Source organism: Pseudomonas azotoformans, from assembly GCF_001579805.1.
Lineage (GTDB): Bacteria > Pseudomonadota > Gammaproteobacteria > Pseudomonadales > Pseudomonadaceae > Aquipseudomonas > Aquipseudomonas azotoformans_A.
In genome coordinates, this window is sequence record NZ_CP014546.1 from 4361627 (window position 1) to 4383496 (window position 21870).

18 protein-coding genes and 1 pseudogene are annotated in these 21870 nt (G+C 61.9%); 15 read left to right on the forward strand and 4 right to left on the reverse strand.

Annotated elements, in window-relative coordinates:
• Position 1: 1 nt before the first annotated feature.
• The 3 genes from cobN to AYR47_RS20200 are packed head-to-tail and all read left to right on the forward strand — an operon-like array spanning position 2 to position 5414.
• Entirely contained in the window at positions 2 to 3763 is a 3762-nt protein-coding gene (cobN, locus tag AYR47_RS20190) for a cobaltochelatase subunit CobN (protein WP_061436501.1), read from the forward strand.
• Positions 3763 to 4761 (forward strand): ATP-binding protein, encoded by a 999-nt coding sequence (locus tag AYR47_RS20195; RefSeq protein WP_061436503.1) that lies wholly within the window; start codon positions 3763 to 3765, stop codon positions 4759 to 4761. Before cobN ends, AYR47_RS20195 begins: the two co-directional genes overlap by 1 nt.
• A 53-nt stretch (positions 4762 to 4814) precedes the next feature.
• Positions 4815 to 5414, forward strand: coding sequence for a vWA domain-containing protein (locus tag AYR47_RS20200; protein WP_033902313.1), 600 nt, complete (start codon positions 4815 to 4817; stop codon positions 5412 to 5414).
• Here the strand turns inward: AYR47_RS20200 and AYR47_RS20205 are convergent.
• Positions 5411 to 6358 (reverse strand): DUF1853 family protein, encoded by a 948-nt coding sequence (locus AYR47_RS20205; RefSeq protein WP_033902248.1) that lies wholly within the window; start codon positions 6356 to 6358, stop codon positions 5411 to 5413. The genes AYR47_RS20200 and AYR47_RS20205 overlap by 4 nt on opposite strands.
• 144 nt (positions 6359 to 6502) lie before the next feature.
• Between AYR47_RS20205 and AYR47_RS20210 the strand changes: the two genes are divergently transcribed.
• The 8 genes from AYR47_RS20210 to pepN are packed head-to-tail and all read left to right on the forward strand — an operon-like array spanning position 6503 to position 14972.
• Complete coding sequence (locus tag AYR47_RS20210; protein ID WP_003217892.1) at positions 6503 to 7393, forward strand: NAD(+) kinase; 891 nt, start codon at positions 6503 to 6505, stop codon at positions 7391 to 7393.
• Positions 7390 to 8364, forward strand: a complete 975-nt coding sequence (locus tag AYR47_RS20215) for a metallophosphoesterase (RefSeq protein ID WP_420492070.1) — start codon at positions 7390 to 7392, stop codon at positions 8362 to 8364. The genes AYR47_RS20210 and AYR47_RS20215 overlap by 4 nt, the downstream gene beginning before the upstream one ends.
• Positions 8365 to 8402: 38 nt before the next feature.
• Complete coding sequence (locus tag AYR47_RS20220; protein ID WP_061436507.1) at positions 8403 to 9752, forward strand: ATP-binding protein; 1350 nt, start codon at positions 8403 to 8405, stop codon at positions 9750 to 9752.
• A complete protein-coding gene (locus tag AYR47_RS20225) occupies positions 9752 to 10237 on the forward strand; it encodes a hypothetical protein (protein WP_033902245.1) in 486 nt (161 codons plus the stop codon). The genes AYR47_RS20220 and AYR47_RS20225 overlap by 1 nt, the downstream gene beginning before the upstream one ends.
• Positions 10237 to 11160 carry a tetratricopeptide repeat protein gene (locus AYR47_RS20230; protein WP_033902244.1) on the forward strand — a complete coding sequence of 308 codons (924 nt, stop codon included), beginning with the start codon at positions 10237 to 10239 and terminating at the stop codon, positions 11158 to 11160. Before AYR47_RS20225 ends, AYR47_RS20230 begins: the two co-directional genes overlap by 1 nt.
• Positions 11161 to 11213: 53 nt before the next feature.
• The gene (locus AYR47_RS20235) at positions 11214 to 11474 is read left to right on the forward strand and encodes a YeaC family protein (RefSeq protein ID WP_033902243.1); all 261 of its coding nucleotides are present in this window, start codon (positions 11214 to 11216) and stop codon (positions 11472 to 11474) included.
• Entirely contained in the window at positions 11471 to 12301 is an 831-nt protein-coding gene (locus tag AYR47_RS20240; protein WP_038845285.1) for a DUF2797 domain-containing protein, read from the forward strand. The genes AYR47_RS20235 and AYR47_RS20240 overlap by 4 nt, the downstream gene beginning before the upstream one ends.
• A gap of 13 nt (positions 12302 to 12314) precedes the next feature.
• Entirely contained in the window at positions 12315 to 14972 is a 2658-nt protein-coding gene (gene pepN, locus AYR47_RS20245) for an aminopeptidase N (RefSeq protein WP_061436509.1), read from the forward strand.
• Between the two features lie 53 nt (positions 14973 to 15025).
• Here pepN and AYR47_RS20250 read toward each other — a convergent pair whose 3' ends face one another.
• On the reverse strand, positions 15026 to 16072 hold the full coding sequence (locus AYR47_RS20250) for an aldo/keto reductase (RefSeq protein ID WP_033897452.1): 1047 nt from the start codon (positions 16070 to 16072) through the stop codon (positions 15026 to 15028).
• A gap of 159 nt (positions 16073 to 16231) precedes the next feature.
• Between AYR47_RS20250 and AYR47_RS20255 the strand changes: the two genes are divergently transcribed.
• From AYR47_RS20255 to AYR47_RS20270, 4 genes are all read left to right on the forward strand, one after another.
• Positions 16232 to 16948, forward strand: a complete 717-nt coding sequence (locus tag AYR47_RS20255; RefSeq protein ID WP_033897453.1) for a helix-turn-helix transcriptional regulator — start codon at positions 16232 to 16234, stop codon at positions 16946 to 16948.
• Between the two features lie 52 nt (positions 16949 to 17000).
• On the forward strand, positions 17001 to 17336 hold the full coding sequence (locus tag AYR47_RS20260) for a nuclear transport factor 2 family protein (RefSeq protein ID WP_033897454.1): 336 nt from the start codon (positions 17001 to 17003) through the stop codon (positions 17334 to 17336).
• A gap of 15 nt (positions 17337 to 17351) precedes the next feature.
• Positions 17352 to 18455 carry a cell division protein ZapE gene (gene zapE, locus AYR47_RS20265; RefSeq protein ID WP_061436511.1) on the forward strand — a complete coding sequence of 368 codons (1104 nt, stop codon included), beginning with the start codon at positions 17352 to 17354 and terminating at the stop codon, positions 18453 to 18455.
• A 174-nt stretch (positions 18456 to 18629) separates the two neighbouring features.
• Positions 18630 to 19121 (forward strand): GNAT family N-acetyltransferase, encoded by a 492-nt coding sequence (locus AYR47_RS20270; protein ID WP_033897456.1) that lies wholly within the window; start codon positions 18630 to 18632, stop codon positions 19119 to 19121.
• 97 nt (positions 19122 to 19218) lie between these two features.
• Here AYR47_RS20270 and AYR47_RS20275 read toward each other — a convergent pair whose 3' ends face one another.
• Positions 19219 to 19422: a hypothetical protein gene (locus tag AYR47_RS20275; RefSeq protein WP_033897457.1), complete on the reverse strand. Its 204-nt coding sequence runs from the start codon at positions 19420 to 19422 to the stop codon at positions 19219 to 19221.
• 150 nt (positions 19423 to 19572) lie between these two features.
• Positions 19573 to 21790: pseudogene (locus AYR47_RS20280) on the reverse strand (TonB-dependent siderophore receptor).
• Positions 21791 to 21870: the final 80 nt, after the last annotated feature.

The window sequence follows — 21870 nt, forward strand, 5'->3', positions numbered from 1 at the left end:
CATGCACCTGCTCAGGACCCAGCCCGGTGGTTTCGTCTCGGACGACAATATTGCCGACCTTGGACAAACCCCCGCTGACCTGGTGATCCTGTGCAGCGGCGATTCCAGCCTGGCGCTGCTGGCCGAAGCAGCGCAGCAGTTGCCGGACGACTACCCCAGCTTTCGCCTGGCCAACCCGATGCAGGTGCAGAACCATGCCTCGGTCGATCTGTATGTCGATGAGGTGCTGCGCCACGCCAAGGTCATCCTGATTTCGTTGCATGGCGGTATCGGTTATTGGCGTTACGGCATCGAGCGTCTGGTGGAATTGGCCGAGCAGGGCGTTCAACTGATCCTGGTGCCGGGGGATGATCGCCCGGACCCGGAACTCAGTGGCCTGAGCACCGTCGGCGCCGAAGCGCGTGATCGCCTCTGGCACTTCCTGCGCCAGGGCGGTCTGGGCAATGCACTGGATTTTTATCGCTGCCTGGCCAGCGCTTACCTGGGCCGTGACTACGCCTGGGCCGAGCCGCAAACCCTGCCGCGCACGGCGATTTATCATCCGCGCCACGCCAACGCCCGGCTGAATGATTGGCAGGCCGACTGGAATGCCGAGTGGCCGGTGGCGGCGGTGCTGTTCTACCGTTCTCATTTGCAGGCGGCGAATACCGGTTTTATTGATGTGTTCTGCCAGCGTTTGCAGGCCGCGGGCCTCAACCCGTTGCCGATGGCGGTGGCCAGCTTGAAAGAACCCGGCTGCCTGGCGGTGGTCGAGGACCTGCTGGATGAGGTGGGCGCGGCGGTGATTCTCAATACCACCGGTTTCGCCCAATCCAGTCCGGAAGCACCGCATTTGCGCCCGTTTCGCCGCAATATCCCGGTGATCCAAGCGATCTGCGCCCAGGACAACCAGCCCGGCTGGGAAGCCAGCGACCAAGGCCTCGGCCCCCGCGACTTGGCGATGCACATTGCTTTGCCGGAGTTGGACGGGCGCATCATCAGCCGGCCGATCAGCTTCAAGGATTTGGCGTGGCGTAGCGAGCGCAGTCAGTCGGACGTGGTGTGCTATCGCGCAGCGCCCGAGCGCATGGATTTTGTCGCTGAATTGGCGCGCCGCTGGGTCGAACTGGCGCGAGTGCCGAATGCCGACAAACGCATCGCGCTGATCCTCGCCAACTACCCGACCCGCGATGGGCGTATCGGCAATGGTGTTGGCCTGGATACGCCGGCAGCGGCGCTGAATATCCTGCGCGCCTTGCACGCTGAGGGTTATCCGGTGCCGGATGCGCTGCCGGAAAGCGGCACTGCGCTGATCCACGATTTGCTCGGCGGTGTCACCAACGACCTCGACAGCCTCGATCTACGGCCCTGCCATCAAAGCCTGGGCATGGATGACTACGAAGCGATGTTCAGTCGCTTGCCCGAGGCCAATCGCCAGGCCGTGCTGGATCGCTGGGGCACGCCCCATAACGACCCGATGTTCCGTGACGGCCGCCTGATGATTGCTGGTTTGCGCCTGGGCCTGACGTTCGTTGGTATCCAGCCAGCGCGGGGTTATCAGGTGGACGCGAGCGCCGTCTACCACGACCCGGACCTGGTGCCGCCCCACGGCTACCTGGCATTCTATTTCTGGCTGCGCCACACCTACGGTGCCCATGGTGTGATCCACGTGGGCAAGCACGGCAACCTTGAATGGTTGCCGGGCAAGGGCGTCGGCCTGTCGGAACACTGCTGGCCTGATGCGCTGCTGGGGCCGTTGCCGAATATCTACCCCTTTATCGTCAACGATCCGGGCGAGGGCGCTCAGGCCAAGCGCCGCACCCAGGCGGTGATCATCGATCACCTGATGCCGCCGCTGACCCGTGCCGAAACCTACGGGCCGCTGCGTAACCTTGAGCTGTTGGCCGACGAATATTACGAAGCGCAACTGCTCGATCCGCGACGCGCCCTGGAGTTGCAGAAAGACATCCTCAAGCTGGTGCGCGAAACCCGCATCGACCAGGAACTTGAGCTGGGGAGCGACGCCGACGCTGCCGTGTGGCTGCCGCGCCTGGACACTTACCTATGCGACTTGAAAGAGTCGCAGATCCGCGATGGCCTGCATATCTTTGGTGAGTCGCCCACAGGGCGCTTGCGTATCGACACCTTGCTGGCCTTGCTGCGCATCCCGCGTGGCGACGGCCGTGGCCCGCAATCAAGCCTGCTGCGCGTGCTGGCCAAGGCCTTTGAGTTGGGGTTCGACCCGCTGGACTGTGCGTTGGCCGAGCCTTGGACTGGGCGTCGACCGCTGGTGTTGCAGAAGATCGATCCGCAGTTGTGGCGCACCGCTGGCGATACCCGCGAACGCCTGGAGCTTTACGCGGCGCGATTGATCGAGCAAGCATTGGAAGGGCCGCTTGAACAGCTGGAAGAACCCGGTTGGGAGGACGTGAAGGCCGTTATCGAAAGCCTGCGCGTGGTGGTTGCGCCGCGTCTGGATGCTTGTGGCCCTGCGGAAATACGTGGGTTGCTGGATGCCCTTAGCGGCCGTTTTGTGCCGGCAGGCCCGAGTGGCGCACCGAGTCGCGGGCGTTTGGACGTACTGCCAACGGGGCGCAACTTTTTCACCGTCGACGTGCGCAACCTGCCGACCACCACGGCCTGGCGCATCGGCTTCCAGTCCGCCAACCTGATTCTTGAGCGGCATTTGCAAGACCACGGCGACCACCTGCGCCAGCTCGGCCTGTCGATATGGGGCACCGCCACCATGCGCACCGGCGGCGACGATATCGCCCAAGCCATGGCCCTGATGGGCGTGCGCCCGGTGTGGGCGACCGGCAGCCAGCGGGTGGATGATTTCGAGATCCTGCCGATCAGCCTGTTGGACCGTCCGCGCGTTGACGTGACCTTGCGGGTGTCGGGCTTTTTCCGCGATGCCTTCGCCAACCTGATCCGCCTGTTCGACGCCGCGGTGCAAGCCGTGGCGGCGCTGGATGAGCCGGATGATATGAACCCGCTGGCGGCCAAGGTGCGCAGTGAGCGTGAGGCGCTGCTCCAGTCTGGCCTGGACGCAGAAGCGGCGGCGAGGCAGGCCGGTTGGCGCATCTTCGGCGCCAAGCCCGGTGCCTACGGCGCGGGCGTGCAGGGCGCGGTGGATGGTCGCCTGTGGCAAAGCCGTGAAGACCTGGCCGAGGTTTACCTGAACTGGGGCGGCTATGCCTATGGCGGTTCCGACGAAGGCACCGCCGCCCGCGCGCAATTTGCCCAGCGTTTGAGCCAGGTGCAGGCGGTGTTGCAGAACCAGGACAACCGCGAGCACGACTTGCTCGACTCCAACGATTACTACCAATTCCAGGGCGGCATGCTCGCTGCCGTGGAAACGCTCAGTGGCGACAAGGCTGCCAGCTATCATGGCGACCACAGCCAGCCCGACCTGCCGAAGATCCGTACCCTGAAGGAAGAGCTGAACCGGGTGATCCGTTCCCGTGCTGCCAACCCTAAGTGGATCGAGGGCGTGAAGCGCCATGGCTATAAAGGTGCCTTCGAGATGGCGGCGACCGTGGACAACCTGTTCGCCTTCGACGCCACCACGGCGCTGATTGACGATCACCAATACGCCCTGTTGGCCGACGCTTACTTGCTCGACCCCGACACCCGCGCGTTTGTGCAGCAACACAACCCTGATGCGCTGCGGGATATGACTGAGCGCATGCTCGAAGCGCAACAGCGTGGCATGTGGCAGGAGCCGGGGGCGTACCGCGAAGCGTTGGAAAACCTGTTGCTCGATATAGAAGAAGACAGCTGATGACTGATATTCCCCATTTCCCGCTGTCCGCCGTAGTCGGCGCCGATGCCTTGAAGCTGGCGCTGTGCCTGACCGCCATCGACCCGAAGATCGGCGGTGTGCTGATCGAAGGCCCGCGCGGCATGGCCAAGTCGACCTTGGCGCGCGGTTTGGCGGACCTGCTGGCCAGCGGTCAGTTCGTGACCTTGCCCCTGGGCGCGACTGAAGAGCGCCTTGTCGGCACGTTGGACCTGGACGCTGCATTGGGCGAGGGCCGTGCGCAGTTTTCTCCCGGCGTATTGGCGAAGGCGGATGGCGGCGTGTTGTACGTCGATGAAGTCAACCTGCTGCCCGATCACTTGGTGGACCTGCTGCTGGATGTGGCCGCCAGCGGCACCAACCTGATCGAGCGCGACGGCATTTCCCATCGCCATTCGGCGCGCTTCGTGTTGATCGGCACCATGAACCCGGAGGAGGGCGAGTTGCGCCCGCAACTGCTCGACCGTTTCGGCTTCAACGTGGCGTTGAGCGGGCAGACCTTGCCGACCGAGCGTGGGCAGATCATCCGTCGTCGCCTGGATTTCGACAGCGACCCGGCGGCGTTCTGCGCGAAATGGGAAGCATCGCAGTCGGCCTTGCGCGAACGCTGCACCCAGGCACGGGCGCGGCTCGACACGATTGCGCTGGATGATGACGCGCTGGCTCAGATCACCGAGCGGTGTTTTGCCGCGGGCGTCGATGGTTTGCGTGCGGACCTTGTCTGGTTGCGGGGTGCCAGGGCCCATGCTGCTTGGCGGGGCGCCAGCGCGATTGCCGACGAAGATATCGACGCGGTTGCCGAGTTTGCCTTGCGCCACCGCCGCCAGGAGCAGGCGCCTCCAGCCAGTCCTCCGAACGAAGGGCAGTCGCCCAAACCCTCCGACACTTCGCCCGGCCAAGGCCAATGGGGCGACATGCCCACTCCGGCCCTGCCCACGGGGGCGCGCCGGGAAGTCCCCACCTGGCCAAAAAAGCCCTAGGCATTCGCCCCCGACCTGGCGTGGGGGCGGATGCCCGCCCCAAGGCCGGGCGACTGGACAGCGGCAGGCACGGCAAGGCGCGCAGCGCGAAACAAGGCTCGATCAATTGGCCGGGTACCTTGCTCGGTGGTCGGCCCCAGTCCCGCGAAGACTTGCTGTTTCACCTGCGCAGCCGTTCGGCTCATGAGCTGTGGCTGGTGATTGTGGATGCCTCGGCGTCCACCCGACGGCACAGCGCGCTCACCGACGCCAAGGGTTTGTTGGCGCAACTGTTTGATGATGCTTACCGCCAACGGGCGCGGATGGCGTTGTTGACTGCCAGCGGGCACTCGCCCAAATGGCAGGTCCAGGGATTGAAGGCGGCGAAGGGCTTGGCGGGTTGGCTGGATCAATTGGGCGCGGGCGGTGGTACGCCGTTGCTTGCGGCGTTGACCGAGGCCGGGGCGTGGCTGGCGCAGCGGCGCAAGCGGTATCCGGCTGAACAACAGCGGCTGCTGGTGATTACGGATGGGCGACTCAAGAATATCGACGGGTTGCCGTTGCTGGAGTGTCCTGGTGTGCTGGTGGATATCGAGCGTGGGCCGATCCGCTTGGGTCGGTCACAGGCGCTGGCGGTGGGGCTGCAACTGGATTACCGGCATATCGACGATTAGGTGTTGCCGGGCACGTTCGGCCACAGGTTGGCCACCAGGAACAACCGTTCGGCTTCCTCCCAATCCTCGTCCACTTGAACCATGCGCACCAACAACTGCGCCGGCGCCATCGGATCCAGCTCCGCCAGCCAGCCGCGCATCTGTTCTTCACTCCAGACGTGATCCGCCGTGTAATGCGCTGGCGCCAACCACGCATGCCGGGGCAGGGGTTGCCAACGGCCGGGTTGGCTGCGGCTGACAAACGCTTGCCAATCGCGCTGATGCAACCAGCGCCCACGCAAATGGTGCGGATGGGCGCCAGTGGGGGCTTGGGCCTCGCCAGGCCAGGGATACAGCAGATAACCGCCGAGCCACAAATGCGCATCGAACTGCTGGATATCCAACGCCGCCAACGCCTCGCGACTTTCCGCCCGCGCTGAAATGGGCAGTTGGTGCTGGGCCAGATGCGCCAGTTTTCGATCCAGCCGGTCATGACAGCCAGGCCCCAACCACTGCGCCGTATCCTGGCCATTGCCGTCCTGCGGCCCAAGATAGAGTTTGATCGCCAGTTCCAGGTGATGCACGCCGTCGCGGTCACGCAGCAGCATGTCCAGCTCGCCCAGGGTATGTCCGGCACGCCGGATTGGCAGGTTGGCCGCCAGCAACTCAACCCCCGGCGCATGCTGCACGGCGAACTGCCACAAGCGTTCGTAATACAGGCCCAGGCGCCGGGTGCGCGACTGGCTCAACCACTGCTGCAAGGTGCTGCTGTCCTGGTCGAGTTGGCGCAACCACTGCTCGAGTAAATGCGGGGCCTGCACCCAATCGCTGCCGGCCAGCGGATGGCGTTGCGGCCAAGGTGTCTGCGCCAGCATCGGCGGGGCGAGCATCACCCACGCCAGGTCGCGCACTTCGGGGTGGCGCAGCTGGCGGGGCAGGTTGTGCAGATCCGGGAACACAGTCATGGTCCGAGCATAGCCGTTTACAGGGGGCATGGGTGGCTGAGAACCATTGTCATCAAGGCGTCACGGCGACAAAGGATTTTGCCTGGGACGGCCTTTCGCCCATAATCCTTCTTTTTGCCACACCCCATATCCCGCAGGAGCCCCATGGAGCAATTTCGCAATATCGGCATTATCGGTCGCCTGGGCAGTACCCAGGTGTTGGACACCGTCCGCCGGCTGAAAAAATTCCTGCTGGAACGCCACCTGCATGTGATCCTCGAAGACACCATCGCTGAAATCCTCCCCGGCCACGGCCTGCAGACCTCGTCACGCAAGATGCTCGGCGAAGTCTGTGACATGGTGATTGTGGTCGGCGGCGACGGCAGCCTGTTGGGGGCCGCCCGTGCCTTGGCGCGGCATAACGTGCCGGTGCTGGGGATCAACCGGGGCAGCCTGGGTTTCCTGACCGATATCCGCCCTGATGAGCTGGAAGTCGAAGTGGCCAAGGTGCTCGACGGCCATTACCTGGTGGAGAACCGCTTCCTGCTGCAAGCCGAAGTGCGCCGCCACGGCGAGGCCATCGGCCAGGGCGATGCCTTGAATGACGTGGTGCTGCACCCCGGCAAGTCCACGCGGATGATCGAGTTCGAACTCTATATAGACGGCCAGTTCGTGTGCAGCCAAAAGGCCGACGGCCTGATCGTGGCCACGCCCACCGGTTCCACCGCCTACGCGTTGTCGGCGGGTGGCCCGATCATGCATCCCAAGCTGGATGCCATTGTGATCGTGCCGATGTACCCCCATATGTTGTCGAGCAGGCCGATTGTGGTCGACGGCAACAGTGAGCTGAAAATCGTGGTGTCCAAAGACATGCAGATCTACCCGCAGGTGTCGTGTGACGGGCAGAACCATTTCACCTGCGCCCCCGGTGACACCATCACCGTGAGCAAGAAGGCACAGAAGTTGCGGTTGATCCACCCGCTGGACCACAACTACTACGAAGTGTGCCGCACCAAGCTGGGCTGGGGCAGCCGCTTGGGGGGTGGAGGCGACTGATGCTCGATCCCGCGCGTAGCTACGACCTGATTGGTGACGTGCACGGTTGCGCCCACACCCTTGAGCATTTGCTCGACCGGTTGGGCTACCACAAGCAGGGCGGCACCTGGCGCCATCCGTCGCGCATGGCGGTGTTCCTCGGCGATATCATCGATCGGGGGCCGCGTATCCGCGAGGCGCTGCACATCGTCCACGACATGGCCGAGGCCGGCCAGGCGCTGTGCATCATGGGCAACCATGAATTCAACGCTCTGGGTTGGACCACACCGGCGCCGCCGGGCAGTGGCAAGCAGTTTGTGCGCGAGCACAACCCACGGCATGCGCGGTTGATCCACGAGACCCTGACCCAATTCGAACACCACCCGGCCGACTGGCACGACTTCCTCGGCTGGTTCTACGACATGCCGCTGTTTGTCGATGCCGGGCGCTTTCGCGTGGTGCATGCGTGCTGGGATGACGGCTTTATCGATCCGCTGCGCGCGACCTTCCCGGACGGCTGCATCGACGCGCATTTCCTGCAGGCCGCCGCCGTGCCGGGCAGTTTTGCCTGCAACGCCTTCGACAGGCTGCTGCGCGGCACCGACATGCGCCTGCCGGATGGCCTTACGCTGACCGGCGGCGATGGCCTGACGCGCTCGTTCTTTCGCACCAAGTTCTGGGAAGACGACCCCAAGACCTACGGCGACATTGTGTTCCAGCCCGACGCGTTGCCGGAACCGGTGGCGCGCACGCCGTTGTCGTCCACCGAAAAGAATTCCCTGCTGCGCTACGGCGTCGACGAACCCTTGTTGTTCGTCGGTCACTACTGGCGCAGCGGCAAACCGGCGCCGATCCGCGAGAACCTGGCTTGCCTGGACTACAGCGCGGTGCTGTACGGCAAGCTGGTCGCCTATCGTCTGGACCAGGAAACCCGCCTCGATCCGCGCAAGTTCGTCTGGGTCGATGTCGAGCGGCCGGAGGTGCTCACATGAGCCCCTGCGCGCTGCACATGCACTTTTGAGGAACCTCCATGGATGATTCGACGTTCGACCAACTGGAGGCTGCGCTGGCCGCGGCCCCTGGTAACGTCGCGCTGCTGACCGTGCTGCTGGGCGCCAGTGTTGAGCGCGGCGAGCACGCACGCGGGCTGAAGCTGTTGCCCGACGACCTTGAACAATGGCCTGACGCGCCCGCCTTGAAGTTCGCGGCGGCGCAGTTGTTGCTGGCCGACGGTCAAGCGCAAAGGGCGCTGCCTTTGATCGAAGGTGGCGACCCTGCCGCGCGACTGCTCAAGGCCCGTGCCCTGGCGGCACTGGAGCGTCTCAAGGATGCCCAAGTGGAATATCGCGCAGCGGTGGACGCCAATCCGGCCCTGGAAGACATGGCGCTGTGGCGCCGCTTGAACGTGTCGGTGGTGGATTTCCCTGGCGCCGAGGGTCGTCCGCGCCTGCGCGTGATCTCCAATGACGACACTGACCAGAGTGAAGTCGTGCGCCTGCTGGTGCCGGAAAACGAAACCCTGACCTTCGATGATATCGGCGGCCTGGATGAGCTGAAAAAGACCATCCACAAAAAGATCATCCTGCCGTACCAGAAACCGGGCCTGTTCCAACGCTTTCGCAAGAAAGTCGGCGGCGGCGTGCTGCTTTACGGTCCACCGGGTTGCGGCAAGACCATGCTGGCCCGGGCTACGGCGGGGGAGTGCAAGGCGACGTTTTTCAACGTGGCGATTTCCGATGTGCTGGACATGTACATCGGCGAATCCGAGCGCAAGTTGCACGCGTTGTTCGAACAGGCGCGGGCCCAGGCGCCGGCGGTGATGTTTTTCGACGAGGTCGAGGCGCTGGGTGGCAAACGTGCCAATACCCGCGAGTCGACATCGTCCAAGCTGGTGAGCCAGTTCCTCTCCGAGATGGACGGTTTCACCAACGACAACCACGGCGTGCTGATCCTGGCCGCGACCAACGTGCCGTGGTCGGTGGACTCGGCGTTCCGTCGCCCTGGCCGCTTTGACCGCGTGCTGTTTGTACCGCCACCGGACCGCCCGGCGCGGGAAGCCATGCTCAAGGCGATGATGAAAGGCCGGCCAATGGCGGACGACATCGACTTCGCCTTCCTGGCCAAGAACACCTCGGGCTTCTCCGGTGCCGACCTCAGCGAGTTGGTGGAAACCGCCGCTGATGAGGCGATTGAAGCCTCCATCGAGAGCGGTGCGGAACAATCGATTTGCGACCGGCATTTCAAGCAAGCCTTGAAAGAGGTCCGCGCCACCACCTTGGAATGGCTGACCACCGCGCGCAATTACGCGCGCTATGCCAATGAAGGCAACCAGTACGACGAAGTGCTGGCCTTCCTCGACAAGCACGGGAAGGGTCGCTGATGGCGCAGTACGGAGGTTATCGCATTGAGGATGAACCGCGTCCCGGCGCCTTGGCCAAGTGGGCGGTCTCGCCGTTCTGGCCGCTGCTCGGCCTGATGCTCGGCGGCGCGTGGCTGGGCTTGCCGTGGTTTGTGTTCAACTCCATTGCCGTCGGCAGCCCGACGCGGGTGCGCGAATGGGTGCTGGCGGGCGTTGCGCTGCTGGGCAGCATCGTGATCGGTTTTGCCTTGTTGCAGCTGGTGGGTGCGGGTTATCTGCAGACGCAGGCGCAAATCCAGTACGCCTTGCTGGTGCTGGTGGTGTGGAAACTCACCCTGGGCTACCTGTTGTACATGCAGCAAAGCGCGACCATCGAAATTTACCAGTACTACGGCGGCGAGTTGAGCCGCTTTGGTTTTCCCTTGGCGTTGATTGGTGGCTTCGTGCTTAAAGGCATGGTCGTCAAATGGCTGCCGTACACCTTGTGGTACCTGGTGGTGAGCTGATGAATACTGACTATCTGCTGCAACTGGCCTACCAGCGCCTGCAGGCCGACCACAACGACGGCGCGATCGATGCCCTGCGCCAACTGCTGGCCAGCGACCCGGATTCCGCCGAGGCCCACGCCTTGCTGGCGATCTGCCTGATGAACATGCGCCGCGTGCATGCCGCCAAGCGCGAAGTGCAGCTGGCCCTGGCCGCCGATGCGCAACTGCCGCTGTCCCACTATGCCGCCGCGCAGGTAGCGATTGCCCTGCGCAAGTTCACGTTGGCCCAGGAACACGTGACCCAGTTGTTGGACATGGAACCGCTGAACCCGGCGTACTACCGTTGCCAGGCCGAGTTGTACCAACTCACCGGTCGCCTGGCGCAGAGCCGCGAGCCGTTGCAGAAAGCCCTGGAGCTGGGTCCGGACGATCCGGCGAACCTGGTGGCCATGGCGCAATTTCACCGCGATAGCAGCCAGTGGGACCAGGCGTATCAATTCGCGCGCCAGGCGTTGCAAGCCGACCCTGCGAATGCGGCGGCCGTGGTGGTGCTCGGCCATCTGTTGCTGCGTAAAGGGGACATCAACGGTGCTCGCGATCACGCGATCTGGGCCCTGCAACAAAACGCCACCAACGTTGCGGCGCTGCACCTGCTCACGGCCGTCAAGGCCCGCAGCAACGTGTTCCTCGGCACCTGGTGGCGCTTCAACAGCTGGATGAACGAGCGCAGTGCGACCCGCGCCATCATCCTGCTGTTGTGCATGTTTGTGGTCTACCGTGTCGTGGTGATCACGTTGACCGACCAGGGCTACCCGCAGGTGGCCGAGATGGTCAATTGGCTGTGGCTGGCCTTTGCCGCCTACACTTTCGCGGCGCCGCAGATATTCCGGCGCCTGCTGGACAAGGAGCTTGTGCAGGTCAAGCTCTCCAAGGAATTCTGACGGGCCAGAGGCCCCGTCACCCATGTACTCGCTGAACCTCAGAGGTTGTTCACATGTCGTCTTTTGCTGAAATGATCGAAAACATCACCCCGGACATCTACGAGAGCCTCAAGCTCGCCGTGGAAATCGGCAAGTGGTCCGATGGCCGCAAGCTCTCCGCCGAACAGCGCGAGCTGTCGTTGCAGGCCATGATCGCCTGGGAAATCCAGAACCTGCCGGAAGAGCAGCGCACCGGCTACATGGGCCCGCAGGAATGTGCGTCCAAGTCGGCGCCCGTACCGAATATCCTGTTCAAGTCGGATGCGATCCATTGATTGAAATTGGTCGCGGTGCAGTCAGCAAAATGTCGGCGCAACTCGGTGAGCCGACCGTTCAATACGCGTTTCGCCTGGGCGATGTCGAGGTACCGGTCAACCCGTTGATCGGCACGCACGTACGCCTGGAATACCTCGGTGCCATCCATTGCAGCCATTGCGGCCGCAAGACCAAGACCAGCTTCAGCCAGGGTTACTGCTACCCGTGCATGACCAAGCTGGCCCAGTGTGACCTGTGCATCATGAGCCCCGAACGTTGCCATTACGACGCCGGCACCTGCCGCGATCCGGGCTGGGGCGAAAAATTCTGCATGACCGACCACGTGGTGTACCTGGCGAATTCGTCGGGGATCAAGGTCGGCATCACCCGCGCCACCCAGTTGCCGACACGCTGGCTGGACCAGGGCGCGAGCCAGGCCCTGCCGATCATGCGCGTGGCGACCCGCCAGCAGTCCGGTTTCGTCGAAGACCTGTTCCGCAGTCAGGTAGCCGATAAAACCAACTGGCGTGCGCTGCTCAAGGGCGACGCCCAAGCCGTCGACCTCAAGCAGGTGCGCGATGAGCTGTTCGCCTCCTGCGCCGAAGGCTTGCTCGGTTTGCAGGAACGCTTTGGCCTGCAGGCCATCCAAGCGGTAACCGACATCGAACCGATCGAAATCCGCTACCCGGTCGAGCAGTATCCGGCCAAGATCGTCAGCTTCAACCTGGACAAGAACCCGATTGCCGAAGGCACGCTGCTGGGGATCAAAGGCCAATACCTGATCTTCGACACCGGCGTTATCAACATTCGTAAGTACACGGCCTACCAGCTCGCCGTGCATCAGTAGAAGGATGCCACCCATGCGCACCGAACAACCGAAGATGATCTACCTGAAGGACTATCAGGCGCCGGACTACCTGATCGAAGAGACGCACCTGACCTTCGAGTTGTTCGAGGACCACAGCCTGGTCCACGCGCAACTGGTGATGCGCCGCAACCCTGAGCGCGGCGCCGGTTTGCCGCCATTGGTGCTGGACGGCCAGCAGCTTGAGCTGCTGAGCGTGAACCTTGCCGATCAGGAATTGACGGCAGATGACTACCAACTGACCGACAGCCACCTGACGGTACAGCCGAAGAGTGCGACTTTTACCCTGGACACCACGGTAAAAATCCACCCGGAAACCAACACCGCCCTGGAAGGCCTGTACAAGTCCGGCAGCATGTTCTGCACCCAGTGCGAGGCCGAAGGTTTCCGCAAGATCACTTACTACCTCGACCGCCCGGACGTGATGAGCATCTTCACCACCACGGTGATCGCCGAGCAACACCGCTACCCGATCCTGCTGTCCAACGGCAACCCGATTGCCAGTGGCCCCGGTGAAGATGGCCGCCACTGGGCGACCTGGGAGGACCCGTTCAAGAAACCGGCGTACCTGTTTGCCCTGGTGGCGGGTGATTTGTGGTGTGTCGAAGACACCTTCACCACCATGACCAGCCGCGAAGTCGCGCTGCGCATCTACGTCGAGCCGGAAAACATCGACAAGTGCCAGCACGCCATGACCAGCCTGAAAAAATCCATGCGCTGGGACGAAGAAACCTACGGCCGCGAGTACGACCTCGACATCTTCATGATCGTGGCGGTAAACGACTTCAACATGGGCGCCATGGAAAACAAGGGCCTGAACATCTTCAACTCCAGCGCCGTGCTGGCCCGCGCCGAAACCGCTACCGACGCCGCGCACCAGCGGGTTGAGGCGATCGTCGCTCACGAATACTTCCACAACTGGTCGGGCAACCGCGTGACTTGCCGCGATTGGTTCCAGCTGTCGCTCAAGGAAGGCTTCACCGTTTACCGTGACTCGCAGTTCTCCGCCGACATGAACTCGGCCACGGTCAAGCGCATCCAGGACGTGGCGTACCTGCGTACCCACCAGTTTGCCGAAGACGCCGGCCCGATGGCCCACGCGGTGCGTCCGGACAGCTTTATCGAAATCTCCAACTTCTACACCCTGACCGTGTACGAAAAGGGCTCGGAAGTTGTGGGCATGATCCGCACCTTGCTCGGTGCCGAAGGCTTCCGCAAAGGCAGTGACCTGTATTTCGAGCGCCATGACGGCCAGGCCGTGACCTGTGACGATTTCATTAAGGCCATGGAAGACGCCAACGGCGCCGACCTGACCCAGTTCAAGCGCTGGTACAGCCAGGCCGGAACGCCGCGATTGGCGGTGAGCGAGTCCTACGACGCCACGGCAAAAACCTACAGCCTGACCTTCCGCCAGAGCTGCCCGGAAACCCCGGACAAAGTGGAAAAACTGCCGTTCGTGATCCCGGTAGAACTGGGCTTGCTGGACGGGAAGGGCGCCGGTATCGCCTTGCGCCTTGCCGGGGAAGCGGCGGCTGGCGCGACGTCCCGCGTGATTTCCGTGACTGCAGCCGAGCAGACCTTCATCTTCGTCGATATTCCAGAGCAGCCATTGCCTTCGCTGCTGCGCGGTTTCTCGGCGCCGGTGAAGCTGAGTTTCCCGTACAACCGCGATCAACTGATGTTCCTGATGCAGCACGACAGCGACGGCTTCAACCGCTGGGACGCTGGCCAGCAGTTGTCGGTGCAGGTATTGCAGGAACTGATCGCCCAGCATCAGCAGGGCCAGGCCTTGCACATGGATCAGCGTTTGATCACCGCGCTACGCAGCGTGTTGAGCGACGAAAGCCTGGATCAAGCCATGGTTGCAGAGATGCTGTCGTTGCCGGGTGAAGCCTACCTGACCGAAATCAGCGAAGTAGCGGATGTGGATGCCATCCACGCCGCCCGTGAATTTGCCCGCAAGCAACTGGCGGACAACCTGCACGAAGCGTTGTGGCTGCGTTACCAGGCCAATCGCGAGCTGTCCAAGCAAACGCCGTATGTGGCCGCGGCCGAGCACTTTGCCCGTCGCGCCTTGCAGAACATTGCGTTGTCGTACCTGATGCTCAGTGGCAAGCCGGAAGTGTTGGCGGCGACCCTCGAACAGTTCGATACCGCCGACAACATGACCGAGCGCCTGACCGCGCTGGCGGTGCTGGTGAACTCGCCGTTCGAAGCGGAGAAGGCCCAGGCCCTGGCGGTGTTTGCCGAGAACTTCAAGGACAACCCGCTGGTCATGGACCAGTGGTTCAGCGTACAGGCCGGCAGCACCTTGCCGGGCGGGCTGGAGCGCGTGAAGGCATTGATGGAACATCCGGCGTTCACGCTGAAAAACCCGAACAAGGTGCGTGCACTGATTGGCGCGTTTGCCGGGCAGAACCTGATCAACTTCCATGCGGCGGACGGTTCGGGTTATCGCTTCCTGGCAGACCTGGTGATCGAGTTGAATGGCTTCAACCCGCAGATCGCGTCGCGCCAGTTGGCGCCGTTGACCCGCTGGCGCAAATACGACAGCGCGCGCCAGGCGCTGATGAAGGCGGAGCTGGAGCGCATTCGGGCGTCGGGTGAGCTGTCGAGCGATGTGTTTGAGGTGGTCAGCAAGAGCCTGGCTTAAGCGGGATCGCTGAATAAAAAAACGGCCTGTTCGACAGGCCGTTTTTTTTCGCCTCAGATAACGGGTGGGCGAGGAGTGTCCAGGCCGTGATCGATGGGGAAACGCTCGGCGATGATGCCGTGCGGTACACCCAGGGGTATAGCGCTGGCGTTGTCGAGACGGCTGACTTGCTCGCCTGACAGTTGCACAGTCAGCGCGCCCAAGGTGCTGTCCAGTTGGGCGCGAGTGCGTGAACCCAGGATCGGAATCAGTGCGGTGGTGGAGCGGCGCGCCTTTTCTCGCAGCCAGGCGATGGCAACGTGGGTCGGCGAAGCGTCCACTTCGGAGGCAACTGCCAGCAGGTTATCCAACACAGCGGTTTCACGGGCACTGTGTTCGGCGTGCACCAGGATCCCGAGTTTGTTGGCGCGGTTGTCGTCCTGGGTGTTGCGGTACTTGCCGGTCAGGAAGCCACCGCCGAGGGGCGACCACAGGGTGGCGGCCAGGCCCAGCGCTTCGGCCATCGGCAACAGTTCGCGGTCGGCAGTGCGCTCGACCAGGCTGTATTCCACCTGGATGCCGATGATTGGCGCGAAGTTGCGCACTTCGGCCAGCAGGTCGGCGCGGGCAATGCGCCAGGCCGGGAAGTTGGAAAGGCCGGCGTAGTGGATCTTGCCGGCACGGACGAGGTCATCGAGGCCGCGCAGGATCTCTTCCATGGGCGTGACGTTGTCGCTCATGTGCGCCCAGAGCAGGTCGATGCGGTCGGTGTTCAGGCGCTTGAGGCTTTCTTCCACTGAGCGGACCAGATTCTTGCGGTTATTGCCGAGCCTGATCGTGCCTTCATCGGACGGTTGGCTGCGTAGGGTGTATTTGCTGGCGACCACCAGGTTGTCGCGCTCGGAGGCGATGAATTCCCCCAGCAGTTTTTCCGACTGGCCGAACTGGTAGCCGTTGGCGGTATCCAGGAAATTGCCACCGGCTTCAAGGTAACCGTCGAAAATCTGCTTGGACTCATCACGCTCGGCACCATGGCCCCAGCCCGTGCCGAAATTGGCAGTGCCCAACGCCAGTTCAGATACCTGCAGACCGCTGCGGCGGCCAAAGACTTTATTGCGCATACAAGGACTCCTGAGGCGGTGATTTTCTTACATGTTTAGCAACATGTATTTAATATGATCGCTATAATTTATTCGGTCAAGGGCCTTTTTCACTGCTGACGTTTTCTGCCAGGGGGCTCTGCTAAGCTGCGGCACTTTTGTTTTTTGGCGGGGCTTTCCGTGTCGCGTACCACTCGTCTACTGACTTTGCTCCAGGCTTTACGCGGTAAGAAACGCCCGGTGACGGCTGCCGTGCTGGCGGCGCAACTGGAGGTGTCCGAGCGCACGCTTTACCGTGATATCGCGGAATTAACGGCGCTGGGAGCGCCGATTTTCGGCGAGGCGGGGGTGGGCTATGTGTTGCGCAGCGGCTTGTTTCTGCCGCCATTGATGCTGAACGCCGAGGAAACCGAGGCCATCGTGCTTGGCTTGCGCTACGTGGATCAGCGTGGCGATGAGGTGCTTAGCCGCGCCGCCGCCAACGCCTTGGCAAAGATCGCCGATGTGCTCGACCCCGCCGCCCAGGAAGCCTTTCGCAACCCGACGGTGTTGCCCGGCCCGCCTGGGTTCGGTTACCCGGAGAACCGCGTGCCGCTGAATGTGTTTCGCGAGGCCATTCGCAATCAGGCCAAGCTGCATATCGATTACGCGGACGCCAGCCAAACCCAGAGCCAGCGCCTGATCTGGCCCCTGGCCCTGGGTTTCCTGAATGAAGTGCGGGTGATTGTGGCCTGGTGTGAGTTGCGCGGCGCGTATCGCACCTTTCGTACCGACCGCGTGGCGAGCGCGCAAGCCCATGGCGAGCGTTATCCGGGGCGGCGCAGTGACTGGCTGCGCGGCTGGCGCAAGCTGATGGAACAGAATGAGTCCGGGCCGTTTACTCCTGACAAAAACTGACACAACCCTGGCTTAGCATGGCATGACAAATCATCAAGAAAGGAGCTGTGCCATGTCTATTCCTGAGTTGGCACCGGCCATCGTGGCCTACCTCGAAGCCGCCAATGCCCGTGACACCTCGGCGGTCGCCCGCTGTTTTGCCGATGACGCCAATGTGTTCGACGAGGGGCAGCATCAAGTTGGCACTGCTGCCATCGCGCGCTGGATGGAAGACACCGCGCGCCGTTACCAGCCAAGGGTCGAAGTGCTCAAGGTGCAACACCGTACGGGCAAAGTATTGGTTAGCAACGTGGTGTCCGGCAATTTTCCCGGCAGCCCCTTGGAGCTGCGCTACACCTTTCGCTTGAACGAACAGGGCAAGATTTCGCGGCTGGATATTTCCCTGTAGGTCATACTGGCGGGCATGACTTTCGACTCGCCCCTCGCAGCCTACCAACACGCCATCGCTCAACAGGGCTTCGTGGCCGACGACGCCCAGCGCCGCGCGGTGGACGCACTGCAAACCTGCCATGAAGCCTTGCACCACGGCCGTACGCCGATCACAGGCGTTTACCTGTGGGGGCCGGTGGGCCGTGGCAAGACCTGGCTGATGGATCAGTTCTACCAAAGCCTGCGGGTGCCCGCGCGGCGCCAGCATTTTCACCACTTCATGGGCTGGGTGCATCAATGCCTGTTTCACCTGACCGGCACGCACGATCCTTTGCAGGCGCTTGCTCGGGAATTGAGCCGTGAGGTGCGGGTGCTGTGCTTTGACGAACTGTTCGTCAATGACATCGGTGACGCGATTATCCTGGGGCGCCTGTTTCAGGTGATGTTCGAGGAAGGCGTGGTGATGGTCTGCACCTCCAACCAACCGCCCGACCAGCTGTATGCCGATGGTTTTAACCGCGAGCGGTTCTTGCCGGGAATTGCGGCCATACAACAGCACCTGCAGGTGGTTGCGGTGGATGGGGGAGAGGATCACCGGTTGCATCCGAGTGTGGGCCTTCAACGCTATTGGGTCAATCAGCCCGAGGCGCTGGCCAGCGTGTTCACGCAATTGGCCGAAGGCCAGCCAACCCGCAGCGGGCCGGTTGCTGTGGGGCATCGCTCCATCGTTGCGGTGCAATCGAGCGACACCGTGCTGTGGTGCCGTTATGCGGATCTGTGCGAGCAACCCTTGGCCGCCATGGATTTCATGCTGATCTGCGATCGTTTCAAGGCGATCCTGCTGGGCGAAGTGCCTAACCTTAGCGCGCAAAAACGACCTGGCCGGATCGCCCGTGGTACCGAAGATGGTGCGCAGCGAGTGGTCGCAGGTGATCGCGAATTGCCCGAGCTGTCGGTGCACGACGACAGCGTGCGGCGGTTTATCGCCTTGGTGGACGAGTGCTACGACCGTAAAGTACCGTTGTACATTGAGGCGCAGGTGCCGCTCGAACAGCTCTATACCGAGGGTTACCTGGAGTTTCCCTTCCGCCGCACCTTGAGCCGCCTGCAAGAAATGCAATTGCAGCGTTTTGCCTGAGGCCTGTGCGAAGAAACCCGTGGAGCGGGCAGTGCCGACCTTTTTAGGGCGATAACCTTGGCGTTTTCAAACGCCTATTTGTAGTTAATCTCCTTCAGTTAACGGCGCGTCCACGCTTACAATCATGCCTCTCAAAGGGAGCCGAATCCCTTGTTGCCGTTATCGAGGAAGGAAATGGACACCCCTGACATCCTGGTGCTGCAAGCCAGCTACACCAATGCCGTGCATGCCGAAGCCATCGCTTTGGTGCTCAACCATTACGCCGAAGATCCCATGGGGGGAGGGCACAGCCTGGACCCGGATTTGCTGGCGCAGTTGCCGGCAGAGTTGGCCAAGCGTGCGCACGCGTTCAGCGTATTGGCATTTGTGAACGGAGAGCCGGCCGGGCTGGTGAATTGTTTTGAAGGGTTCTCGACCTTCGCCTGCCGCCCATTGGTCAACGTGCACGATGTGGTGGTGATGGATCAATTTCGTGGCTTGGGCTTGAGTCAGAAAATGCTGCAAAAGGTCGAGGAAATCGCCCGTCAACGCGGCTGCTGCAAGATCACCCTGGAAGTGCTTGAAGGTAATGAAGTGGCGAAGTCGGCTTATCGCAAGTTCGGCTTTGATGGCGCCAAGTTTGATCCGGCTTATGGTGCAATGTTGTTTTGGAATAAGCCTTTATAAACTATTGGGTTAAACCCGAAATAAAAAAAGGCGCCACTGAGTGGCGCCAAATTAGCCCTTGTCAACGGAGCGGAATGACAAAGGTGTTAACGTTGCCTTAACTTTTTGGTTGCGCTGTATCATTCGCGTTTGGCTGCTTTACATCGCTGGAGGCTGTTTGTTCGGCTGTGCCGTTCGCCTTGTCCTGCATGAACTTGAAGTTGGCATAAAACTCTTTGGAGCGCTCTGCGCCGCCCTCGGCGAAGGCAGCAGCGGAGGTCAGGGTCATCAGGCCAGCAAGCATCAGAGTTGAGAGTTTCATCGTCGGTAGTCCCATAAGTGTGATCGGTGTCTGTTCTCTTAGATCAGACTCGTGGGGCCGATTATGTGCAGGGTCGATTAAGCGAAGCTTAACTGGATAGCGTCCAACCTTAACGATTTCGTTAAGGTTGGAGAGTGCGCGGAAAGTGTTTTAAAGCTTCCAATCCAGTGCAAGCGTTACAGTACGCGGGTCGCCCCAATAAACGCCGTTATAAAAGCCGACGCGTTCGTAATATTTTTTATCAAATAGATTGTTGACGTTGATCGACGCCGAAACCTGCTCGTCAAACTGGTAGCGCGACATCAGGTTGACCACGGTGTAGGCCTGTTGGGTGATTTTCGCGCGCTCGGTCACCAGCCTGTTACCGATGCGTTGCCCTGTAGGCCGGTTGCTGAATTCGTAGATATCGCTTTGCCAGTTGACCGCGCCGCCCACCGTCAGATTGCGCCATGCCCCCGGCAACCGGTAGGCGCTGGAGACCTTCACCAGGTTGAGCGGTTGCCCGGTGTTGTTACGCTTGTCCGTGCCATTCACCGAGTGGGTGTAGGTGTAGCCTGCCGTCAGGTTCCAGTCCGGCATCACTTCGCCGGCAACCTCCAGTTCAAAGCCATTGACCTTATTCCCCTTGCCGCCGGATTTGTAGTACTCCTCGCCGGTGGTCGGATTTGGCGGTGCCGAATAATCCCGTTCGGCGACGTTGTCCTGTTTGCTCCCGAAATACGCGGCCGCGACGTTCAAGCGCTCATTCAACAGACTCCCCTTGAGCCCGACCTCATGGTTGCTACCTACCACCGGTTCCAGGTATTTGTTGCTGACGTCCTTGAGGCTCTGCGGCTTGAAGATGTCGGTGTAGCTCGCGTAAACGGTGTATTCCGGCGTGATGTCGTAAAGCAAGCCAGCGTAGGGCGTCCACATATCGTTGTGGGTCTGGCGGGTCTTGTTGGCTCTGAGTAGCTCATCATTGTCATCGTACTCAGGCGCCGCGCTTTCCAGTTCCCAACTGCCATAGCGGCTTCCGAGTACCGCATGCAGGCGGTCGGTGAGGCTCAGGCGCGTAGCCAGGTAGCCGGCTTTCTGTTGCTTGCTGCTGTGCTCGCCCTTGAGACCAGTGACGGTGTCGCCGAACTTGCCGATCCCGCCCATGTATTTCCAGTCTTCGATCGTGTAGTAGCCGTCCGGAATGTTGCTGCGCATCACCGGGGACACGTCGCGTTGTGTCGCCTCGCCATACCCCATCATCAGTGCATGTTCGCGGCCCAACAGGGCGTAGCTGCCCGCGAGGTTGAGGTCGACCGCTTCCATTCTCGAGGTGCCGCGCATGTGGCTGGCCCAGGCGGTCATGCCGCTGCGGTCGTCATTGGGGAAACCCGCGCCGCCGTAGTACACCTTGCCATCTGTGTCGCTTTGGCGATGGGTATAGGCGGCTTTCAAATGCCAGTCACCGCCGAGCCGATGATCGAGGGTGGCGAAGGTGGTCTTGTCCGTCAGCGGCCAGGAGCTCCAGTGCGCCGCCATATTGGTGGAGCGGGACAGCCCGGCCTTGCCACCCTGGCTGTTCCAGTAGGGGACGGTGCCCCAGGAGGTGCCTTGGACCTGCTTGTTCTGGTAATCAAAGCCTACGGCCAAGACCGTATCGTCTGAGAGGTCGCCTTCAAGCCGACCGCCCGTTGCAGCCCGTAGTTGTCGCGAAAGGATTGGCTGTCCCGGTAGGCCAGTACCGTCCGCCCGCGCAGCTTGCCGTCAAATGCCAACGGACCGCCGACGTCCACGTAGAGCTATAGTAGTTGTCATAGCTGCCGGCCTTGACCCCGGTTTGCGCCTGCCATTGGGCAGTCGGGCGTTTGCGCACCATATTGACCGTGGCGGAAGGGTCGCCGGCGCCGGTGGTCAAGCCCGTGGCGCCCCGCACCACTTCGATGTGGTCATAGATGATGGTGTCGGAATCGGACTTCATGTAGCCAAACGTGTTGAGCATCCCGTCAATCTGGAAGTTGCTGATGCCATAGCCACGGGACTAGTACGACACACGGTCGGAGTCGTTGTGCTGGACGTTGACCCCCGTGGTCTGGCGCAACACCTCGGTCAAGGTATTGAGATTGAAATCATCCATCTGCTGGCGCGTGATCACCGAGATAGATTGCGGGGTTTCCTTGACGGACAGGTTGAGGCGGGTGGCGGTACTCATCGAACCGGTGGTGTAGGCCCCGGTGTGTTCGGTGGTGGCGCCCAGGCCTTCGGCAGTGATGCTGGTGGCGCCCAGCTCCAGGGCTTTGTTTTCGGGGTCGGTTTCAGCCAACAGAGCAGGGCTGGTGGCCACACTGAAGAGGCCGAGGGTGAGGGTCATGGAACGGGTGAAAGGCGCGAACATCGCGGAAGACTCCTTGTCGTCTTCGCGGCCTTTCCGGTCGGAAAAGGCCATGGTTCAAAGACGAAAGGAGGGGAGGAACT

Excerpts from the sequence above, each read along its gene's own strand:
- cobN (WP_061436501.1), top strand. The coding sequence starts at position 2 with ATGCACCTGCTCAGGACCCAGCCCGGTGGTTTCGTCTCGGACGACAAT.
- AYR47_RS20195 (WP_061436503.1), top strand. The coding sequence starts at position 3,763 with ATGACTGATATTCCCCATTTCCCGCTGTCCGCCGTAGTCGGCGCCGAT.
- AYR47_RS20205 (WP_033902248.1), bottom strand. The coding sequence starts at position 6,358 with ATGACTGTGTTCCCGGATCTGCACAACCTGCCCCGCCAGCTGCGCCAC.
- AYR47_RS20210 (WP_003217892.1), top strand. The coding sequence starts at position 6,503 with ATGGAGCAATTTCGCAATATCGGCATTATCGGTCGCCTGGGCAGTACC.
- AYR47_RS20220 (WP_061436507.1), top strand. The coding sequence starts at position 8,403 with ATGGATGATTCGACGTTCGACCAACTGGAGGCTGCGCTGGCCGCGGCC.
- AYR47_RS20225 (WP_033902245.1), top strand. The coding sequence starts at position 9,752 with ATGGCGCAGTACGGAGGTTATCGCATTGAGGATGAACCGCGTCCCGGC.
- AYR47_RS20230 (WP_033902244.1), top strand. The coding sequence starts at position 10,237 with ATGAATACTGACTATCTGCTGCAACTGGCCTACCAGCGCCTGCAGGCC.
- AYR47_RS20235 (WP_033902243.1), top strand. The coding sequence starts at position 11,214 with ATGTCGTCTTTTGCTGAAATGATCGAAAACATCACCCCGGACATCTAC.
- pepN (WP_061436509.1), top strand. The coding sequence starts at position 12,315 with ATGCGCACCGAACAACCGAAGATGATCTACCTGAAGGACTATCAGGCG.
- AYR47_RS20250 (WP_033897452.1), bottom strand. The coding sequence starts at position 16,072 with ATGCGCAATAAAGTCTTTGGCCGCCGCAGCGGTCTGCAGGTATCTGAA.
- AYR47_RS20260 (WP_033897454.1), top strand. The coding sequence starts at position 17,001 with ATGTCTATTCCTGAGTTGGCACCGGCCATCGTGGCCTACCTCGAAGCC.
- zapE (WP_061436511.1), top strand. The coding sequence starts at position 17,352 with ATGACTTTCGACTCGCCCCTCGCAGCCTACCAACACGCCATCGCTCAA.
- AYR47_RS20270 (WP_033897456.1), top strand. The coding sequence starts at position 18,630 with ATGGACACCCCTGACATCCTGGTGCTGCAAGCCAGCTACACCAATGCC.
- AYR47_RS20275 (WP_033897457.1), bottom strand. The coding sequence starts at position 19,422 with ATGAAACTCTCAACTCTGATGCTTGCTGGCCTGATGACCCTGACCTCC.